This is a genomic window from Rathayibacter sp. AY2B5 (genome assembly GCF_002931645.1).
Classification (GTDB): domain Bacteria; phylum Actinomycetota; class Actinomycetes; order Actinomycetales; family Microbacteriaceae; genus Rathayibacter.
The window spans coordinates 202,770-218,997 of sequence record NZ_PSUE01000003.1 but is presented as its reverse complement, the minus strand read 5'-3'; the positions used below and the strand labels follow the sequence as shown (position 1 = coordinate 218,997).

Sequence of the window (16,228 nt, the reverse complement as noted above, 5' to 3'; positions counted from 1 at the left end):
GGGCATGACTGGTCTGGGCGTCGTCCTCTCGTTCGTGCTGTTCCTCGGCGGGATCCTCGTTCTCGGCAACTCGTTCCTGCTGCCCGACATCGCCGGATTCCTCTTCGTCGGCGGCATCCTGATGATCTCGGGATCGCTCGCCGTCGCGTTCCACGTCCTGCCGAAGTCGCAGTAGCCGGGTCGCTCTGAGCGGCCGCCTCCGCGGCTCGCCGCTCCGCTCAGCCCAGCGTGCTCGCGTCGAGGTTGATGACTGCATTGATGTAGACCGCCTCGCCGGCTCCGGCGATCGTCGGGTTCATCCGGAGCAGCTGCTGCACCGGGATCCCGAAGCGCTGCGCGATGTCGAAGAACGTGTCGCCCTGCACCACGGTGTAGCTCACGATGTCCCCCTCCCCGTCGCGGGTCGGCTCGCCGTTCGCCCCGGGAACCGCGCCGTTGTCGACCGCGAAGGCGGTCTCGGGGATGTCCGGTGTCGCGTTCGGCGTGAAGGTGACCGTCGCCTCGGGGACCGGCGCGAAGACCGTGGCCGTCGCTTGCGGGAGCGCCGCCGTGACGGTCGGGTCCGGCACCGGAGTCGGCGTCGCCGTGGCGAACACGGTGACCGTGACCGTGGGAGCCGGAGCGGGCGCCGAGCACCCCGCGAGCGCGAGCACACCGGCCAGTGCCGTCGCTCCGATGACCGTCCTGCGCATGTCCCCCACCCTCCGCGCCCCGCGGCGCCCGCTCCACCCTAGGAGACGGGGCGGCCGGGGGCACGTGCGCTGTCGCAGGAGGCCGGTGCTGCGGATCCACCGTCGTGCAGGGAGCTCCGCGGTCGTCCGGGCCGGGTCGGCCTCACCGGGACCGGGTCACGACGGGGGCTCGGGGAGCAGGCGCAGCCCGCCGCCGCTGTTCGCCGCGTCCATCAGGAGCTCGACCCAGGCCGGGTTGATCGTCGGCTGCCGGCTCCCCGCGAAGTGGAACTGCAGGGCGATGTTCGGGTTCATCCAGAAGGAGTGGCGGCCCCGCGCGCCCTCGGGCATCGAGTCGAGGGTGAGGCTGAATCGCTCGTCGCGGCGGAACTTCGCGTAGATCACGATCTGGAGGTGGGCCAGGGTCCGGTCCTCGATCTCGATGACGGCGGGAGGAGTGCCGTAGAGGAATTGACCCATGCCGCCAGACTATAGGCCCCTCGGCTTATTACTAGTCCGTCTAGCTATTTCGCTGCGGAGGGTTCCGCGTCGTCCGCTTCGTCCGTATCGTGCCCGTCGCCGTGCTCCGCGTCGATCTCGTCGACGGCCGCGCTCATCCGGCGGAGGAAGTTGACGACGACCTCGGCCTCGGGTGCGTCCAGGTCCTCGGCGATCTCGAGCATCCGGCGGTGCATCTCCTGGAGCGTGGCGCGCACCTCGTCGTCGCTGTCGACGGTCGCCTCCACGACGATCCCGCGCCGGTCGGTCGGGTTGGGCTTGCGCACGAGGTGGCCGCTGCGGACCAGGCGGTCGATGAGGACCGTGGTCGACGCGGACGAGATGGAGAGGTGCGAGGCCAGGTCCTTGCCGGTCACCAGCTCGCCCTTGCGCTGCTGGCGGAGCAGGTACTGGATGGCGATCAGGTCCGTCTCGCCCATCGCCATCCGCTCACGCGTGCGGCGGCGCATCGAGACCTCGGAGACGCGGTACGTGCGCATCGCGCTCAGCACCTCGACAGCGCGGCGGGTGGACGACTCGTCCGGGTACCAGTACCCGGCGCCGCTCCGCAGGCTCGTGTCGCTCATCCGCACATCCTAGACCGGCTGATCACCAGGCCGTCTAGCGAGTCGCCCGCGCCTACGCTGGACCGGTGACCGCCACCCTCGTCGCCAAGGGCCTCTCCGGAGGCTATGCGCACCGCACCCTGTTCGACGGACTCGACCTGACGGTCGCCCCCGGGGACGTGGTGGGCGTCGTCGGGGCGAACGGAGCCGGCAAGTCGACGCTCCTGCGCATCCTCGCGGGCGAGACGGCTCCACTCGAGGGCTCCGTCGTTCTCTCGCCGGGCGACGCCTTCGTCGGCTGGCTGCCGCAGGAGCACGAGCGCCGCGAGGGCGAGACCGTCGCCGGCTACATCGCGCGCCGCACCGGCTGCGCCGAGGCCTCCGCCGAGCTCGACGCCGCCGCCTCCGCCCTGGCCGACCCCGATCCCGACGGCTCGATCGCCGACCGCTACGCCCTCGCGCTCGACCGCTGGCTCGCGAGCGGCGCGGCCGACCTCGACGAGCGCACCCCGGTCGTCCTGGCCGACCTGGGCCTGTCGCTCGGAGCCGCGGCCGCCTCCTCGACGATGACCTCCCTCTCCGGCGGGCAGGCGGCGCGGGTGGGCCTCGCGGCGCTGCTGCTCTCGCGCTTCGACGTGGTGCTGCTCGACGAGCCGACCAACGACCTCGACCTCGACGGCCTGGAGCGCCTGGAGGCCTTCGTCCGCGGGCTCCGCGGCGGCGCGGTCCTCGTGAGCCACGACCGTGAGTTCCTCGCCCGCAGCGTGACCCGCGTGCTCGAGCTCGATCTCGCGCAGGGCACCAACCGGGTCTACGGAGGCGGCTACGACGCGTTCCTGGAGGAGCGCGAGACCGCGCGCCGCCAGCGCCGCGAGAAGTACGAGGACTTCGCCGAGCAGAAGGCCGACCTGGTCTCCCGCGCCCGCACCCAGCGGGAGTGGTCGAGCCAGGGCGTGCGCAACGCGATGAAGAAGGCCCCCGACAACGACAAGATCCGTCGCAAGGCCTCGGCGGAGTCGAGCGAGAAGCAGGCGCAGAAGGTGCGCCAGATGGAGAGCCGGATCGCGCGGCTCGAGGAGGTCGAGGAGCCGCGCAAGGAGTGGCAGCTCGCCTTCACGATCGGCAGCGCCCCGCGCTCGAGCTCGGTCGTCTCGACGCTGAACGGCGCGGTCGCCCGCCGCGGCGCCTTCACGCTCGGGCCGGTGTCGCTCCAGGTCGACGCGGGCGACCGGATCGGCATCACCGGGCCCAACGGCGCCGGCAAGTCGACGCTGCTGTCGCTCCTCCTCGGCCGCGCCGAGCCGGAGGAGGGCGGCGCCTCTCTCGGAGCGAGCGTGGCGATCGGCGAGATCGATCAGGCCCGCGGGATGCTCGCCGCCGACGTGCCGCTCGCGGACGCGTTCGAGGCGCTGGTGCCCGAGTGGCCGACCGCCGAGGTCCGCACGCTGCTGGCGAAGTTCGGGCTGAAGGCCGACCACGTCGGCCGCCGCGTCGGCGAGCTCTCGCCGGGCGAGCGGACCCGGGCCGCCCTGGCGCTCCTCCAGGCCCGCGGCACGAATCTCCTGGTGCTCGACGAGCCGACCAACCACCTCGACCTCGTCGCCATCGAGCAGCTGGAGGAGGCGCTCGAGGCGTACGAGGGCACCCTGCTGCTGGTCACCCACGACCGGCGGATGCTCGAGACGGTGCAGCTGACGCGGCACTGGCACGTCGAGGCGGGCGTCGTCACGGAGGCGTGACGCCCGCCGCCGCGTCAGTCCCCGGAGGCGCGCGCCGCCTCGTCCTCGCGCCAGCCGGCCTCCTTCTGCACGTACTCGTTGTCGGCGAACTCCGCGAAGTCGCTCTCGTCGGTGATCCGGCGCACTTCGAGGCGGTTGCCGGGCACCAGCGGGCAGCGCAGCGCCCACTCGCGGGCCTGCTCCTTGGAGTCGACCCCGATGATCCAGAAGCCGTTGAAGAGTGACTCGGTCGGGCCATAGGCGCCGTCGACGACGGTCGGCGGCTCGGAGGAGAAGTCGACCACGAAGCCGGAGGAGGCGACGTCGTCGGCCAGGCCGTCGCCCGAGAGCAGCACGCCCGCCTCGATCATCGCCTCGTTGTACTGCCCCATCCGGGTGATGATCTCGTCGAACGGGATCGAGGCGTAGGTCTCCTTCGCCGCATCGGTCGCGCGCATGATCAGCATGTACTTCATCGGGTCTCCCTGGGGTCGGTGCGCGGGGGCGCAGGGCCTACTCTGGCCCATCCGGGGTACCGGCGGAACGGTGGGTCCCGAGCGTCTGCGCCACGGGGGCGAGCGCGGAGCGACGGACCTTGCCCGCGTCGCTCCGAACGGGCTCGTGCACGATCCGGAGGGCCCGGAGGCGCCGCTCAGCGCCCAGCTCGGCGTTCGCCCGAGCGAGCAGACCGGCCGGGTCCACGCCCGCGTCGCCCACGTCGACGACCGCCTCCACCGCCTGCCCCAGCTCCGTGTCCGGCACGCCGAAGGCGACCGCCCCGCGGACTCCGGGCAGGGCCTCCAGCACCCGCTCGACCTCGGCCGGCCAGACGCTCACTCCGCCCCGGAGGATCAGATCGTCGGCGCGGTCGACCACCCAGAGCCACCCGTCCCCGTCGACGCGGCCGACGTCGCCGAGGGTGTCCCAGCCCTCCTCCGTCCGCCGCGAGCCCGCGCCGAGGTAGCGGTAGGCGGGGGCCTCGCCGCGGTGCAGCCAGATGCGGCCGAGCTCGCCGGTCGGAGCCTCCGTGCCGTCCTCCCGCAGGATGCGCAGGGTCGTCCCGCTGATCGGCCGTCCGACACTGCCCGGGTGCTCCAGCCACTCCCGGCCCGTGATCATCGTCAGTCCGTTCGACTCGCTGCCCGCATAGACCTCGACCACCCGCTCCGGGCCGAGCCAGCCGATCAGCGCCCGCTTGTCGGCGGGCGCGCAGGGCGCTCCGAGGTGCAGCACCGTCGCGAGCGAGGACACGTCCGCCCCCGACCGCTCGGGCGCAACCAGCAGGCGGCGGATCGTGGTCGGGACGAGCAGGGTCCAGGTGACGCGGTGCTCCTCGATCGCCGCGAGGACCCGGGCGGCGTCGAACCGCGGCAGCAGCACCAGGCGCTGCCCGGTCATCAGCCCGCGGAAGGCGTAGGTGAAGGTCGCCGAGTGCATCAGCGGGCCGCTCACCAGCTGCACGCCCTCGCGCGGCAGGAACGGCGCGACCGGCGCGTCCGGATCCAGCAGCGCCGGGCCCGCGGCCAGCACCACCTTCGGCCGCCCCGTGCTGCCGGAGGAGGTGGGCGCCTTCCAGGACGAGGCCCACCGGTCCTCGAGCGAGCCGGCCGGCACCTCCGGCCCGGGCCGCCAGTCGCCCGCGCGCCACGGGACAGCGGAGGAGGAGGGCGCGCCGATGACGAGCGCCGGCCGCGCGATCCGCTCCACCTCGGCGCGCTCCGCCGCCGACAGCCCGGTCGAGACCGGCTGCGGCACGGCGCCCGCCTTCCAGACCGCCGCGCAGACGACGAGCGCGTCCAGCGAGTTCGAGAGCGAGACGGTGACGAGGTCGTCGGTCCGGACGCCGAGATCGCGGTAGGCGCGGGCGAGGCGGGTGCTCTCGCGGTCGAGCTCCCCCGCCGTCAGCGCGCCCTCGTCGGCCACGGCGACGATCCGGTCGGGATCGGCGTCGGCGAGACCGGTGACGATGCGCGAGATCGACCGGCGGGTCACCGGCGGCGCCCGATCGTGTCCAGGCGGCAGGACGGAGTCATCCGGGCACGCCTGCTCGCGCGGATCCCGGCCCGTCCGGAGGAGTTCCTCCTGAGCTCTGAACCGAGCCGTCGAGCACCCGCTCGTAGAACCGCAGATGCGCGGCCGCGACGTCGTCCCAGGAGTGCGAGGCGGCCAGGGCCCGGCCGTCCGGCGAGGGCAGCGTCAGGGCCTCCTCCAGCGCGTCGGCGAAGGAGGCGGGGTCCCGCCCGTAGCGGACCGCGTCCCCGAACACCTCGTGGATCACCGGCAGCTCCCGCGCCACGACCGGCACCCCCGCGGCGAGCGCCTCCATCGCCGCCAGCCCGAACCCCTCCTTCACCGAGACGAAGCCCAGCGCGGAGGCGCCGGCGACGAGCGGAGCGAGCCTCTCCTCCGGAACGGTGCCGAGGATCACCGGAGCGATCCCGAGCTCGGCCGCCCTCCGGTCGAAGGCGGCCCGGTACTCGCGGTAGTCGAACAGGGTCTCGCCGCCGCCGAACACCAGCGCGACGTCGTGGCCGCGCTCGCGCAGCAGAGCCCACGCCTCGAGCAGCTCGATGCTGCCCTTCCGCGGCTCGATGCCGCCGAGGGCGAGGAGGTACGGGCCGAGCTCGGCCCGCCACCCCCCGGTCAGCGGATCGTCGACGGCGGCCGCGAACCGCGCCGCGTCGACACCGTTCGGGATCACGTCGGGCAGCAGCCCCCAGCCGGCGCGCACCTCCTCGGCGACCGCAGCGGACACGCACAGCCGGGTCAGGGGGAGCCGGACGGCGCGGTCGTGGCAGGCGCGCAGCTCCGGGGTGGTGAAGTCGTCCAGGTGGTGGATCGTGCGGATCGGCGCGAGTCCGGCGGCGAGCGCCGCGTTGGCCGAGATGCAGTCCTGCGCGTGGACGACCGGGGCGTCCTCGCCCCGCAGGGCCTCGGCCATCGCGGCGATGGACCGGACGATGCGGGCGCCGACCGGCTCGCCCTCGCGGTGCGGAAAGGGCACCACCCGCACGGTCACGCACGGATCGACGGGGCGGAAGAAGGAGTCGTCGCCGCCCCGGGCGAGCGTGCGCACCGTGACGTCGTGTCCGGCGCGCGCGAGCGCCTCGGCGAGGGCGAGGGTGTGCACCACCCCGCCGCGCGGCCGGGTGGAGTAGGTCAGCAGGCAGATCCGCATCTCAGCTCCGGTAGGCGTGCTCCGCGCGGTCGCGGAGGTGGTGCATCGTGCGGCGGGCGCGGGCGACGGAGCCGGCGACGTCAGCGGAGGCGAGCGCGAGCCCGCCCTTCGCCCAGGTCTTCGCGATGATCTCTCCCGCCGGATCCACGACCTTCGCCTGCCCGAGGAACCGCAGGCCGCCGAGCACGCCGGTCTGGTTCGAGGAGACGAGGTAGACCTGGTTCTCGGCGGCGCGGGCGCAGTCGTAGAGATCGAACAGGTGGGCCTGGCGGTCGTTGCGGATCCGATCGGAGCGGTCGGTCACGCTCGCGGGCCACGCGCTGAGGCAGGCCAGCACCTCCGCGCCGTCGAGGGCCAGCGAGCGCGAGGACTCCGGGAAGGTCTTGTCGAAGTCGATCAGCATCCCCATCCTCCCGATCGGCGAGTCGAAGGCGGCGAAGCCGCGACCCGGCAGGTACGCCTCGGACTCGCCCAGCGGCAGGTGGACCTTGCGGTGCGTGCCGATCACGCGCCCGCCGTGCACGCAGACCGCGGTGTCGTAGCGGACCTCGCGACCGCCCTCGAGCGCGCGCTCCGCGATCCCGAAGCACACGGTGAGATCGCCCGCCAGCTCGGCCACGCGGGCGACCTCCGGCCCATCGAGCTCGAGGCTCGGCGGCAGGTCCGGCCCGGGGTGCTGGAGGTCGAGCAGGTAGCCGCCGAGGGTCGCGTCCGGGAGCACGAGCAGGTCGACCGAGCGCTCGCGGGCGTGAGCGATGATGCCGGCGAGCTTGGCGAGGGTGCGGTCGATGTCGCGACCGAAGTGCGCTGCGACCGCACCCATCACCGTCTCCGTCATGCGAGGAGGCTATCCGGCGAGATCCGGCTCGCGCTCCCGAGCGAAGCGCCCCGCCTCGCGCACTCGCCGGACCTCCTCCGCCAGGTGCCCCGCATCGCGGGCGATCGCCTCGAAGCGGCCGGACCCCCAGGTGTGCAGCCACGGCAGCCCGAGGAACGACAGGCCCGGCACGCTCGTCACTCCGCGCTGGTGGGTGGGATGGCCGGCGCCGTCGAACACGCCGATCTCGACCCAGCGATAGTCGGAGCGGAACCCGACCGCCCAGACGACGCTGCCGATGCGCGCGAGGTCGAGCCCGGTCGCCTCGGACTCCGGCCGCCAGACCGGACGGCAGCGGTCCTCCTCGGGAGCGTCGATGCCGTGCGCCGCGATGTAGCGGTCGATGTCGTCCTTGATCGACTCCGCGACCGAGTCCGCGTAGTCGAGCGACGCCTCCGCCGTGGGGGCGAAGCGCAGCCGGGACCCCTCCACCCCGGCCAGTCGGCCGTAGAGGTGCATCCCGTCGCGGGCGAAGGCGCGCAGGTCGATGTCCCGCCCGCCCCCGCGCCCCGTCACGTAGTGGTTGGTCGACTCCCGCTTGGTGAGCCCGCCGACCTGCGCGTGGACGGGCACGTCGTACACGCCCATGTCCTGGAGCCAGGCGACGCAGTCGCGGCCCCGGTAGAAGCGCGCCACCCGCGGCGCGCTGCCGAGGGCGAGGTGGACCTCGCGCCCGGCGAGGAAGAGGTCCTCGGCGATCTGCGCGCCCGACTGCCCGGAGCCGACGACGAGCACGCCGCCGGGCGGGAGCGCCTCCGGCGAGCGGTAGTCGGCGGAGTGGAGCTGCAGCACGTCCGACGGCAGCCGCGCGGCGACGGCGGGGAGGACCGGGCGGTGGTAGCCGCCGGTCGCCACGACGACCTGGTCGGCCGTGATCGCGCCCGCGCTCGTGATCAGCTCGAAACCTCCCCCGGCGCGCTCGCGGAGCCGGCTCACCTCCACGCCCTCGACCACGGGGGCGTCGAAGCTCTGCGCGTAGCGGCGCACCCACGCGTGCACCTCGTCGCGCGTCATGAATCCGTCCGGGTCCGGCCCGTCGTAGGGGTACCCGGGGAGGCGGCACTGCCAGTTCGGCGTGACGAGGGTGAAGGCGTCCCAGCGGCGGTCGATCCAGTCGTGGCCGATGTTCGCGCGCTCGAGCACGACGTGCTCGATGCCGTCGTCGACCAGGTGCCGGCTGATCGAGAGCCCGGCCTGCCCGCCTCCGACCACCGCGACCTCGACGTGGCGCCCGGGCTCGATAGCGGCGCTCACGGCCGCACCCGCTGCCCGGCCGGAGCGGGCGGCTCCATCGCGAGCACCCTGACCGTGCCGCCCTCGAAGCGCTGCGCCGTGCGGAGGATGTCGGACTCCTGCTGCATCGCGGAGGTGCAGGCGAACCCGAACCGCTCCCGCACCCGGTCCGACGCGATGCGCAGCGCCTCACTCGAACGGGCGACGAAGTCCTCGAGCGAGTAGGCGGTCCCGGTCCCGAGGAACTCGTGCACGACCAGGCTCGGCGAGTAGCAGCGCTCCTCCGAGCCGTCCGGCCAGCGGACGTGGAAGGTCATCTCAGGCATGGACGAGTCCTCCGTTCCAGACCCGGTCGATGTCGTAGGCGTCGGGCCGCCGGTCGCGCAGGTGGAACATCCCGCCGCGCATCGCCTCGAAGGCGCCGCGCACGTCGATGTCGGCGACGGCCATGCCTGCTCCGAGCAGCGTCGTCGCGAGCACGTTGCCGCCGGGATCGACGACCTTCGCGTTCCCGACGTAGCGGAGCGAGCCGAAGGTCCCCGACTGGTTCGAGGCGAGCCAGAACACCTGATTGTCGAGGGCGCGGGCGATGTCGAACTGATTGAACCGGTACGTCCAGCGGTCCTCCTGCAGGTTCTCGGCCGTCGCCGTCCGAGCGGCCGGCCACGCCGAGAGCGAGGCGATGATCTCGGCGCCGTCCAGCGCCATCGACCGCGCCGCCTCGGGGAACGCCTTGTCGTAGCAGATCTGCAGGCCCACCCGGCCGACCGGCGTCTCGAAGGTGCCGTAGCCCGGGCCCGGCGAGTACGAGAGGTGCTCGCCCAGCGGCTGGTGCACCTTCCGGTAGCTGCCGTAGACCTGCCCGCCGTCCAGGAGCGCGGCCGCGTTGTAGCGGGTCTCGCCGTCGTCGTCGAGCTCGCAGAAGCCGATCGCCACCACCAGGTCGCCGACGATCTCCTGCACCCGCCGCAGCTCCGGCCCGTCCAGGCGCACCGCCGGCGGGAGGGAGCGGCGGGTGGTGGCGACCGTGTCGCCGTGGTTGCCGAGCGAGGAGAGGTAGCCGCCGATCGCGGCCTCGGGGAGCACCAGGAAGCGCACTCCCCTCTCGCGGGCCTCCTCGGCCAGGGAGGCGATGAGCGCGTAGTTCTGATCCAGGTCGCGGGTGAAGTTCGCCGCGACCGATCCGACGAGGGTCATCGCGATCGCCTACAGGTTGTAGGTGGAGTTGATGATCGCGCCCTTGCGGGCGTAGTGGATGAGCGCGTCCTGCACGTCGAGCGGGTGGCAGGGGATGCAGCCCTCGATCAGGTCCTCCTCGCGGAGGCCGTGGAGCGCCATGCCGAACCGGCAGACGAAGACGCGGTTCCCCTCCTGGATGAAGGTCTCGATGGCGTTGTTGAGGTTCTGCTCGCCGGGGAATCCGGAGTCGCCGACCGTCGGGAAGCCGCGGGTGGCCATCGCGTTGATGGTGCCGGGCCCGTAGAAGTAGAGCGCGGACTCGTAGCCCTTCCGCGCCGCGCGGGTGGCCTGGAGCACTGCGACGAAGCTGACCGAGGACTCGTGGGCGATGCCGTGCACGAGGGTCAGGTACGACTCCCCGGGCTCGGCCTGGTAGTCGGGGAAGACCTTGGTGGAGCCGTAGAGGTTGCTGCCCTTCGGGAGCGCCGGGTGGGCGATCTCGGAGCGCGACATCTCGATGTTGGCGCTGACCTGGTCTTCGATCTCCTGGGAGACGGACATGGTTCCTCCTGGTGTCGGTCCGCCGAAGCGGCGTGCGAGTGCATGGCTCCGGCGGGATGCGCTGAGACGACGCGGGACGACGTCCGCCGGGGTGGAGCAGTGGTGCGGAGTGGAACGCGTCCAGTCAACGGCCGGGATGTTTCGGAGTGGTTTCCACCGGAAGAAGCTCCCGTGACGGCGGATCCGTAACGAGACCGCGTTCCTCCCGTCACGAGGGCGAAACACGAGGCGCCTTGACTGGGGGGTGAGACGACCGCACCGACATCCCGGCCGCCGCTGTGCGCGGCCCGTCCGGCCCGCTCCGCGGTGCCACGAAGGAGTCCTCGTGACCGATCTCCGCAGTCCCTCCCCCGCGTCCTCGCCGCCGGCAACCGGTGCGGCGCACCCGGCCGCCGGCCCGCACCCGGTCGGCGGGGCGCACTCCCCGGGCGGGGCGCACTCGACCGGGATTCGCCGCACCGGCCCCTCCGCCCTCCGCACTCGCGTCGACATCGCCCTGCAGGGCATCCGCGTCGAGGCACCGGTGCACCGCGAGGCCGGCGCCGGCCCGAGCGACGACGGGCACGTGATGCTCGGCGGCCTGGGCGCCGCGATCCCGGTGAACCCCGACAGCCCCTACGTGGTGAGCGGGAACCGCCTCCTGCTCGAGGGCGCCGACATCGGCCTGGACGTGACTCCCGTCCGCCGCCCGCGCTTCTACGATCTCGACACCGCCGACGGCGTCTCCTACGAGAAGATCGCCCGGCTGCACGGCCGTGACATCCTCGCGACCACCGTCGTCCAGACCTGCATGCGCTATGACGAGGCGGAGCGCTGCCGCTTCTGCGCGATCGAGGCCTCGCTCGAAGCCGGTGCGACCATCGCGGTCAAGACCCCGGCCCAGCTCGCCGAGGTCGCGGAGGCGGCGGTCCGCCTCGACGGCGTGCGCCAGATGGTGATGACCACCGGCACCTCCAAGGGCCGCGACCGCGGAGCGGCCCACCTCGCGCGCTGCGTCCGCGCGGTGCTCGCGGCGGTCCCCGGGCTGCCGATCCAGGTGCAGTGCGAGCCGCCCTCCGACGTCTCGGCGCTGCAGGCGCTGAAGGACGCGGGCGCCGTCTCGATCGGCATCCACGTGGAGTCGATGGACGACGCGGTGCGGCAGCGCTGGACCCCGGGCAAGGCGCGGGTCAGCCTGGACGAGTACCGCTGGGCGTGGCGCGAGGCAGTGCGGATCTTCGGCCGCAACCAGGTCTCGACCTACCTCCTGGTGGGCCTCGGCGAGGACCCGGACGAGCTGGTCACGAGCGCCCGCGAGCTGATCGGGATGGGGGTCTACCCCTTCGTGGTGCCCTTCCGTCCGCTGCGCGGGACCCTGGCGACCGAGGTCGACCACGTGCTCCCGCCGGCCGGGTCACTGCTGGAGCGGGTCAGCGCCGAGGTCGCCGCGCTCCTGATCGAGGCCGGGATGCTGAGCAGCGGGCAGAGTGCGGGCTGCGCGGCGTGCGGGGCCTGCGGCGTCCTGAAGACGGCCGGCGCCTGATGGTGGAGCTCTCGATCCTCGAGGGTGTTCGGGTCGCGCCTGCGTTCACGGTGGTGCGGGCGGAGGAGCGCGAGCTCGCCGCGCACCGGGCCCTGCGGCGCGAGGTCTTCGTCGCCGAGCAGGGGCTGTTCGCGGGCGACGACCACGACGACGCCGACGACGATCCGCGCTCGGTGGTGCTCGTCGCGGTGGCTCCGGACGGCGCGGTGCTCGGCGGGGTCCGGATCGCGCCTGTCGGCGGCGGACGCGATCTGGGCTGGTGGACCGGCAGCCGCCTGGTGGTGGCGCGCGAGGCGCGGGGCGGCTCCGGGATCGGTGCCGCCCTCGTGCGCGCGGCCTGCGCGGAGGCGGAGGCGCGCGGGGTGCTCCGCTTCGAGGCCTCGGTGCAGCTGCGCAACGAGGTGCTGTTCCGGCGGCTCGGCTGGCGGAGGATCGGCACGAGCACCGTCGCCCGAGTCGAGCACGCCCGGATGCGCTGGCCGGTCGACCGGCTCGACCGGGCGGCCACCGCGGCCAAGGCGGCCCTCGGCGCCCTTCTGGCTCCGCTGGCGGCCGAGGGGGGCCTCGGTGGGGCCGGCTTCGTCGGCGACGACGGAGCACCGGTCCCGGGCAGCGACCTGATCGCCGTCTGCGACGCGATCGTCCCGTCCATGGTGGAGCGCCACCCGGAGTGGGCGGGGTGGTGCTCGGTGCTGGTCAACGTCAACGACCTCACCGCGATGGGCGCGACCGGCATCGGGCTGATGGACGCGATCGGCGCTCGCGACGCGGCCGCCGCCGCGCGCATCGTGAGCGGTCTGCGGGCCGCCTCCGCCGCCTGGGGCGTCCCCGTGCTCGGCGGGCACACCCAGCTCGGAGTGCCGGCGGCCCTGAGCGTCACCGGTCTCGGCCGTACCGCGGCGCCGGTGCCGGGCGCGGCCGCTCCGGGCGACGAGCTCTCGCTGACGGCCGACCTCGGCGGCGGCTGGCGGCCCGGCTTCGCGGGCGCCCAGTGGGACTCGACGTCGTCCCGGCGCGCGGAGGAGCTCCGGGCGATGGCCGCCTCCGTCGGACTCGCGCGGCCGAGGGCGGCGAAGGACGTGAGCATGGCCGGGCTGGTGGGGACGGTCGGCATGCTCGCCGAGGCCAGCGGAGGAGGAGCGGTGATCGACCTCGCGGCGGTCCCCGTCCCCGAGGCGGCCGGCACCGCCGACTGGCTCGGCTGCTTCCCCGGCTTCGCGATGATCACCGCCGACCGGCGGGGGGAGTCGAGGATGGGCACACCCTGGACCGCGACGGCCGCGGTGGGGAGCGTCGTCACGGAGCCGGGCGTGCGGCTGCGCTGGCCGGACGGCGAGGAGACGACGGCGATCGCCGGTGCGGTGACGGGGCTCGGCGCAGCGGGCTGACGGGCCGGGCCGGAGGCGCATCGTCCTCGGCGCGGCCGTGAGACGCAACCCCGCGCAGATCCTCGCCGAGCGGCGGAGACTGGCGGCGGCCCGTTGCTCGACGGGCGCTCATCGACGGAAGGAACGACCCCATGGTGGATCTCGGAGGACTCGCGGACAAGGCGAAGAACGCCGTGAACAGCGACAAGGGCGAGGAGCTGACCGACAAGGGACTCGACAAGGCGGGCGACGCCGCCGACTCCGCGACCGGCGGGAAGTTCGCCGGCCAGGTCGACAAGGCCCAGGAGGCCGGCGACCAGCACGTCGGCAACGACTGACCGCCGGGCGGCCCTTCCGCGCTGTCGCGGAGGGCCGCCCGTCCATCAGTCCCGGTCGCCGAGCCCGCGCAGCAGCGCCCGCACCACGGCGACGGAGCGATCGGCCGCGTCGTCGACGTGCGCCTCGAACTCGCCGGGGGCGCAGAGGTCCGAGATCCCGCGGACCGAGACGAACGGCAGCCCGTGCACGTGCGCCGTCTGCGCGAGGGCGACGGATTCCATGTCGGTGGCGAGCGCGCCGGGGAAGTCGTTCCGCACGCGGTCCACGTGGGCGCTCGAGACGAAGACGTCGCTCGAGACGATCAGGCCGCGGCGCACCGGCGGCCCCTCCAGCAGCTCGAGCTCCGCGGCGAGCGCCGCGTCGTCCCCGGAGTAGCGGGCGGGCATCCCCGGGACCTGCCCGAGCGCGTAGCCGAACGCCCGCGCATCGGCGTCGGTCTGCACGTACTCGGCGCCGATCACGACCTCGCCCACGCGGACGTCGGCGCCCAGGCCGCCGGCGGTCCCCGCGCTCACCACGAGCGGCCGGGAGCCGCCCTCCTGCAGGATCGCTGCGGTGAGACCGCCGGCCGCGTTGACGAGGCCGATGCCGGTGCGGACGAGCAGCACCGCGCGGGAGTCGAGCTCGAGCTCCCACTGCAGCGCGTTGCCGACGGCGCGCGGCTCGGAGGCGCTGGACGCGGCGGCGAGGAACGGCGCGGCCTCCTCGTCCATCGCGACCAGGACGATCGCCGTGCTCACGCGGTGACCGTCTCCCACTCCGAGCGGTGCGCGAGGAACGTGCGCGCCGCCTCCTGCGCCCCCTCGAGGGAGTGGTTGGCGCCCCAGCCGCACTGGGTCTCGTTGGCGGCCGGGACCTCGTCGGCCTCGGTGATGTCCTGGAGCGTCGCCTCGACCAGGCCGAGCACCTCGGAGAGCTCGGGCTCGCCCGAGAGGAGCAGGTAGAAGCCGGTCTGGCAGCCCATCGGCGAGAAGTCGATCACGCGGTCGGAGTGGTTGCGGGACTTCTCGGCGAACAGGTGCTCGAGCGAGTGCACGGTGGGCATTTCGAGGTGCCCGCGGTTGGGCTGGGTGAAGCGCACGTCGTACTTGACGAGGTGGTCGCCTCCGGGCAGCGTCTTCGCGTCGGCGAGGCGCACGTACGGCGCTGCGACGGTGCGGTGGTCGAGGTTGAACGACTCGACGTTCATGCGCGGCTGATCCACGGTGGTCTCCTTCGCTGGGGGTCCCTCCATTGTCCTCCGCTCCGCGGAGCGGAGGCGGACCCCGGCGGATCCGGCTGCTTCTTCTCCGGGGCTGCGCCCGGATGCGAAGAGCTCCTCGCCGGCCACGACGAGGTACGCCGTGTCGAGCGCGATGATCACCAGGACCGCCCTGAACAGGCGCGCGGAGACCGTGCGGTCGTCCAGCGGGACCCCGCCGCCCAGACCCGCACGGAGGCGTGGAGCACCCCGGACAGCACCAGCGCGACGAGCGCCGTCACGCCGAGCACACTGTCCGGAACGACCACCGCCACCACCTCCTCCGTCGACGGGTCGAGCATGCCGTCGCGCCCGACGCGGCGGGGACCCGGGCCCCTGAGCGGTGGAGAACGGGCCGCTCCGATCCCTGGGGAGGAGCCTCGGCCGCTCCTCAGAACAGGTCCGAGAAGCCCATCGCGACGAGGTTCGCGTGCGAGGTCCGCAGGCAGTCGAGCGCGCTCCGCCCGTAGCGCTCGTCCTGCTCGACGAGGAGGTGGTCGACGCCGAGCGCGAGGCTCGTCCCGATGATCCCCGGGAAGTCGAGGTTTCCCTCCCCCACCTCGGCGAACTGCACGTTCGAGGTGAAGGCGTGCACGGACCACCCGCCGGACATGTCGGCGGGCGGCCCGACCCGGTAGTCCTTCAGGTGCACCAGGGCGACGCGCTCCCCGTACCGGCGCAGCGTCGTCACGGGATCGAGCCCGCCCCGCTGCACCCAGTGCACGTCGAGCTCGAGCCCCAGCAGCGGAGCCCGCTCGGCGACGACGTCGAGCAGGAGGCGGCCGCCGTGCCGCGCGAACTCGTGGTGGTGGTTGTGGAGCAGCAGCCGCAGCCCGTCGTCGCGGAGCCTCGCCGCGGCGGCCTGGCAGCGGTCGGCGAAGTCGAGCAGAGCGGCCGGCGAGGCCGCCGCGGAGGCGGGCAGCATGCCGATCCGGACCGTGCGCGTGCCGAGCGCGCGGGCGTCGGAGACGATCCCGGCGAGCCCGCCCTCGAGCGCGGCGCCCGGGGAGTCCCCCGGTGCCAGGCCCGCCGAGATCGCCGCGATCTCGACGCCGAGCTCGTCCCGCGCCCGCTGCAGCTCGGCCACGGTGGCCGCCGTCAGCGGGATCTGCGAGATCTCCACCGACCGGTAGCCGATCGCTCGGACCTCCCGGAGCGTCGCGAAGGCGCCCGCCGAGGCGAACGCGTCCTTCAGCATCATCGCCTGCACGCCGATCCTGGTCACGGCAGTCCTCCCGGTCGCGGTGGGGGCCGGCGTCTCCGCGGCCCGGAACGCCCC

The 16,228-nt window shown here is 73.7% G+C and carries 19 protein-coding genes; 5 read left to right on the top strand and 14 right to left on the bottom strand.

The features are described from left to right. Positions 1–4: 4 nt before the first annotated feature. Positions 5–175 (top strand): hypothetical protein, encoded by a 171-nt coding sequence (locus C5C30_RS17540; RefSeq protein WP_159911733.1) that lies wholly within the window; start codon positions 5–7, stop codon positions 173–175. Positions 176–218: 43 nt separating this feature from the next. Here the strand turns inward: C5C30_RS17540 and C5C30_RS03765 are convergent, their stop codons facing one another. The 3 genes from C5C30_RS03765 to C5C30_RS03755 form a co-directional block, all read right to left on the bottom strand. After that, a complete protein-coding gene (locus tag C5C30_RS03765; RefSeq protein WP_104222627.1) occupies positions 219–692 on the bottom strand; it encodes a LysM domain-containing protein in 474 nt (157 codons plus the stop codon). Positions 693–848: 156 nt separating this feature from the next. Then, positions 849–1,151 (bottom strand): ATP-dependent DNA ligase, encoded by a 303-nt coding sequence (locus C5C30_RS03760; RefSeq protein WP_104233014.1) that lies wholly within the window; start codon positions 1,149–1,151, stop codon positions 849–851. 44 nt (positions 1,152–1,195) lie between these two features. After that, complete coding sequence (locus C5C30_RS03755) at positions 1,196–1,756, bottom strand: MarR family winged helix-turn-helix transcriptional regulator (RefSeq protein ID WP_104250276.1); 561 nt, start codon at positions 1,754–1,756, stop codon at positions 1,196–1,198. 65 nt (positions 1,757–1,821) lie between these two features. On the opposite strand from C5C30_RS03755, the gene C5C30_RS03750 reads away from it, so the two are divergent. Further along, positions 1,822–3,474, top strand: a complete 1,653-nt coding sequence (locus C5C30_RS03750; RefSeq protein ID WP_104333199.1) for an ABC-F family ATP-binding cassette domain-containing protein — start codon at positions 1,822–1,824, stop codon at positions 3,472–3,474. A gap of 14 nt (positions 3,475–3,488) precedes the next feature. Here C5C30_RS03750 and C5C30_RS03745 read toward each other — a convergent pair whose 3' ends face one another. The 8 genes from C5C30_RS03745 to C5C30_RS03710 are packed head-to-tail and all read right to left on the bottom strand — an operon-like array spanning position 3,489 to position 10,481. After that, positions 3,489–3,929 carry a YciI family protein gene (locus tag C5C30_RS03745; protein WP_104333198.1) on the bottom strand — a complete coding sequence of 147 codons (441 nt, stop codon included), beginning with the start codon at positions 3,927–3,929 and terminating at the stop codon, positions 3,489–3,491. Between the two features lie 37 nt (positions 3,930–3,966). Further along, a complete protein-coding gene (locus C5C30_RS03740; protein ID WP_104262592.1) occupies positions 3,967–5,445 on the bottom strand; it encodes an AMP-binding protein in 1,479 nt (492 codons plus the stop codon). A gap of 37 nt (positions 5,446–5,482) precedes the next feature. Beyond that, the gene (locus C5C30_RS03735) at positions 5,483–6,631 is read right to left on the bottom strand and encodes an MSMEG_0565 family glycosyltransferase (protein WP_104222632.1); all 1,149 of its coding nucleotides are present in this window, start codon (positions 6,629–6,631) and stop codon (positions 5,483–5,485) included. Between the two features lies 1 nt (position 6,632). Further along, entirely contained in the window at positions 6,633–7,469 is an 837-nt protein-coding gene (locus tag C5C30_RS03730; protein ID WP_104222633.1) for a carbon-nitrogen hydrolase family protein, read from the bottom strand. A gap of 9 nt (positions 7,470–7,478) precedes the next feature. After that, positions 7,479–8,762, bottom strand: a complete 1,284-nt coding sequence (locus C5C30_RS03725) for an MSMEG_0569 family flavin-dependent oxidoreductase (protein ID WP_219827778.1) — start codon at positions 8,760–8,762, stop codon at positions 7,479–7,481. Next, positions 8,759–9,067, bottom strand: coding sequence for an MSMEG_0570 family nitrogen starvation response protein (locus C5C30_RS03720; RefSeq protein WP_104222634.1), 309 nt, complete (start codon positions 9,065–9,067; stop codon positions 8,759–8,761). Before C5C30_RS03720 ends, C5C30_RS03725 begins: the two co-directional genes overlap by 4 nt. Further along, positions 9,060–9,938 carry a carbon-nitrogen hydrolase family protein gene (locus C5C30_RS03715; RefSeq protein WP_104222635.1) on the bottom strand — a complete coding sequence of 293 codons (879 nt, stop codon included), beginning with the start codon at positions 9,936–9,938 and terminating at the stop codon, positions 9,060–9,062. Before C5C30_RS03715 ends, C5C30_RS03720 begins: the two co-directional genes overlap by 8 nt. A 9-nt stretch (positions 9,939–9,947) precedes the next feature. Further along, complete coding sequence (locus tag C5C30_RS03710; RefSeq protein WP_104222636.1) at positions 9,948–10,481, bottom strand: MSMEG_0572/Sll0783 family nitrogen starvation response protein; 534 nt, start codon at positions 10,479–10,481, stop codon at positions 9,948–9,950. A gap of 325 nt (positions 10,482–10,806) precedes the next feature. Here C5C30_RS03710 and C5C30_RS03705 point away from each other — a divergent pair, with 325 nt between their 5' ends. From C5C30_RS03705 to C5C30_RS03695, 3 genes are all read left to right on the top strand, one after another. Then, positions 10,807–12,003 carry an MSMEG_0568 family radical SAM protein gene (locus C5C30_RS03705; protein ID WP_258059779.1) on the top strand — a complete coding sequence of 399 codons (1,197 nt, stop codon included), beginning with the start codon at positions 10,807–10,809 and terminating at the stop codon, positions 12,001–12,003. After that, the gene (locus tag C5C30_RS03700) at positions 12,003–13,391 is read left to right on the top strand and encodes an MSMEG_0567/sll0787 family protein (RefSeq protein ID WP_104250269.1); all 1,389 of its coding nucleotides are present in this window, start codon (positions 12,003–12,005) and stop codon (positions 13,389–13,391) included. The genes C5C30_RS03705 and C5C30_RS03700 overlap by 1 nt, the downstream gene beginning before the upstream one ends. A 131-nt stretch (positions 13,392–13,522) precedes the next feature. Next, positions 13,523–13,708 (top strand): antitoxin, encoded by a 186-nt coding sequence (locus C5C30_RS03695; RefSeq protein ID WP_104222638.1) that lies wholly within the window; start codon positions 13,523–13,525, stop codon positions 13,706–13,708. 45 nt (positions 13,709–13,753) lie between these two features. Here C5C30_RS03695 and mtnN read toward each other — a convergent pair whose 3' ends face one another. The 3 genes from mtnN to C5C30_RS03675 form a co-directional block, all read right to left on the bottom strand. Continuing rightward, the gene (gene mtnN / locus C5C30_RS03690; protein WP_258063331.1) at positions 13,754–14,449 is read right to left on the bottom strand and encodes a 5'-methylthioadenosine/S-adenosylhomocysteine nucleosidase; all 696 of its coding nucleotides are present in this window, start codon (positions 14,447–14,449) and stop codon (positions 13,754–13,756) included. Then, on the bottom strand, positions 14,446–14,943 hold the full coding sequence (locus C5C30_RS03685; RefSeq protein WP_308470742.1) for an S-ribosylhomocysteine lyase: 498 nt from the start codon (positions 14,941–14,943) through the stop codon (positions 14,446–14,448). The genes mtnN and C5C30_RS03685 overlap by 4 nt, the downstream gene beginning before the upstream one ends. A gap of 397 nt (positions 14,944–15,340) precedes the next feature. Beyond that, on the bottom strand, positions 15,341–16,174 hold the full coding sequence (locus C5C30_RS03675) for a sugar phosphate isomerase/epimerase (RefSeq protein WP_258065779.1): 834 nt from the start codon (positions 16,172–16,174) through the stop codon (positions 15,341–15,343). Between the last annotated feature and the right edge of the window lie 54 nt (positions 16,175–16,228).

Excerpts from the sequence above, each read along its gene's own strand:
- C5C30_RS03685 (WP_308470742.1), bottom strand. The coding sequence starts at position 14,943 with ATGGAGGGACCCCCAGCGAAGGAGACCACCGTGGATCAGCCGCGCATG.
- C5C30_RS03735 (WP_104222632.1), bottom strand. The coding sequence starts at position 6,631 with ATGCGGATCTGCCTGCTGACCTACTCCACCCGGCCGCGCGGCGGGGTG.
- C5C30_RS03715 (WP_104222635.1), bottom strand. The coding sequence starts at position 9,938 with ATGACCCTCGTCGGATCGGTCGCGGCGAACTTCACCCGCGACCTGGAT.
- C5C30_RS03700 (WP_104250269.1), top strand. The coding sequence starts at position 12,003 with ATGGTGGAGCTCTCGATCCTCGAGGGTGTTCGGGTCGCGCCTGCGTTC.
- C5C30_RS03755 (WP_104250276.1), bottom strand. The coding sequence starts at position 1,756 with ATGAGCGACACGAGCCTGCGGAGCGGCGCCGGGTACTGGTACCCGGAC.
- C5C30_RS03720 (WP_104222634.1), bottom strand. The coding sequence starts at position 9,067 with ATGCCTGAGATGACCTTCCACGTCCGCTGGCCGGACGGCTCGGAGGAG.
- C5C30_RS03730 (WP_104222633.1), bottom strand. The coding sequence starts at position 7,469 with ATGACGGAGACGGTGATGGGTGCGGTCGCAGCGCACTTCGGTCGCGAC.
- C5C30_RS03710 (WP_104222636.1), bottom strand. The coding sequence starts at position 10,481 with ATGTCCGTCTCCCAGGAGATCGAAGACCAGGTCAGCGCCAACATCGAG.
- C5C30_RS17540 (WP_159911733.1), top strand. The coding sequence starts at position 5 with ATGACTGGTCTGGGCGTCGTCCTCTCGTTCGTGCTGTTCCTCGGCGGG.
- C5C30_RS03765 (WP_104222627.1), bottom strand. The coding sequence starts at position 692 with ATGCGCAGGACGGTCATCGGAGCGACGGCACTGGCCGGTGTGCTCGCG.
- C5C30_RS03745 (WP_104333198.1), bottom strand. The coding sequence starts at position 3,929 with ATGAAGTACATGCTGATCATGCGCGCGACCGATGCGGCGAAGGAGACC.
- C5C30_RS03695 (WP_104222638.1), top strand. The coding sequence starts at position 13,523 with ATGGTGGATCTCGGAGGACTCGCGGACAAGGCGAAGAACGCCGTGAAC.
- C5C30_RS03760 (WP_104233014.1), bottom strand. The coding sequence starts at position 1,151 with ATGGGTCAATTCCTCTACGGCACTCCTCCCGCCGTCATCGAGATCGAG.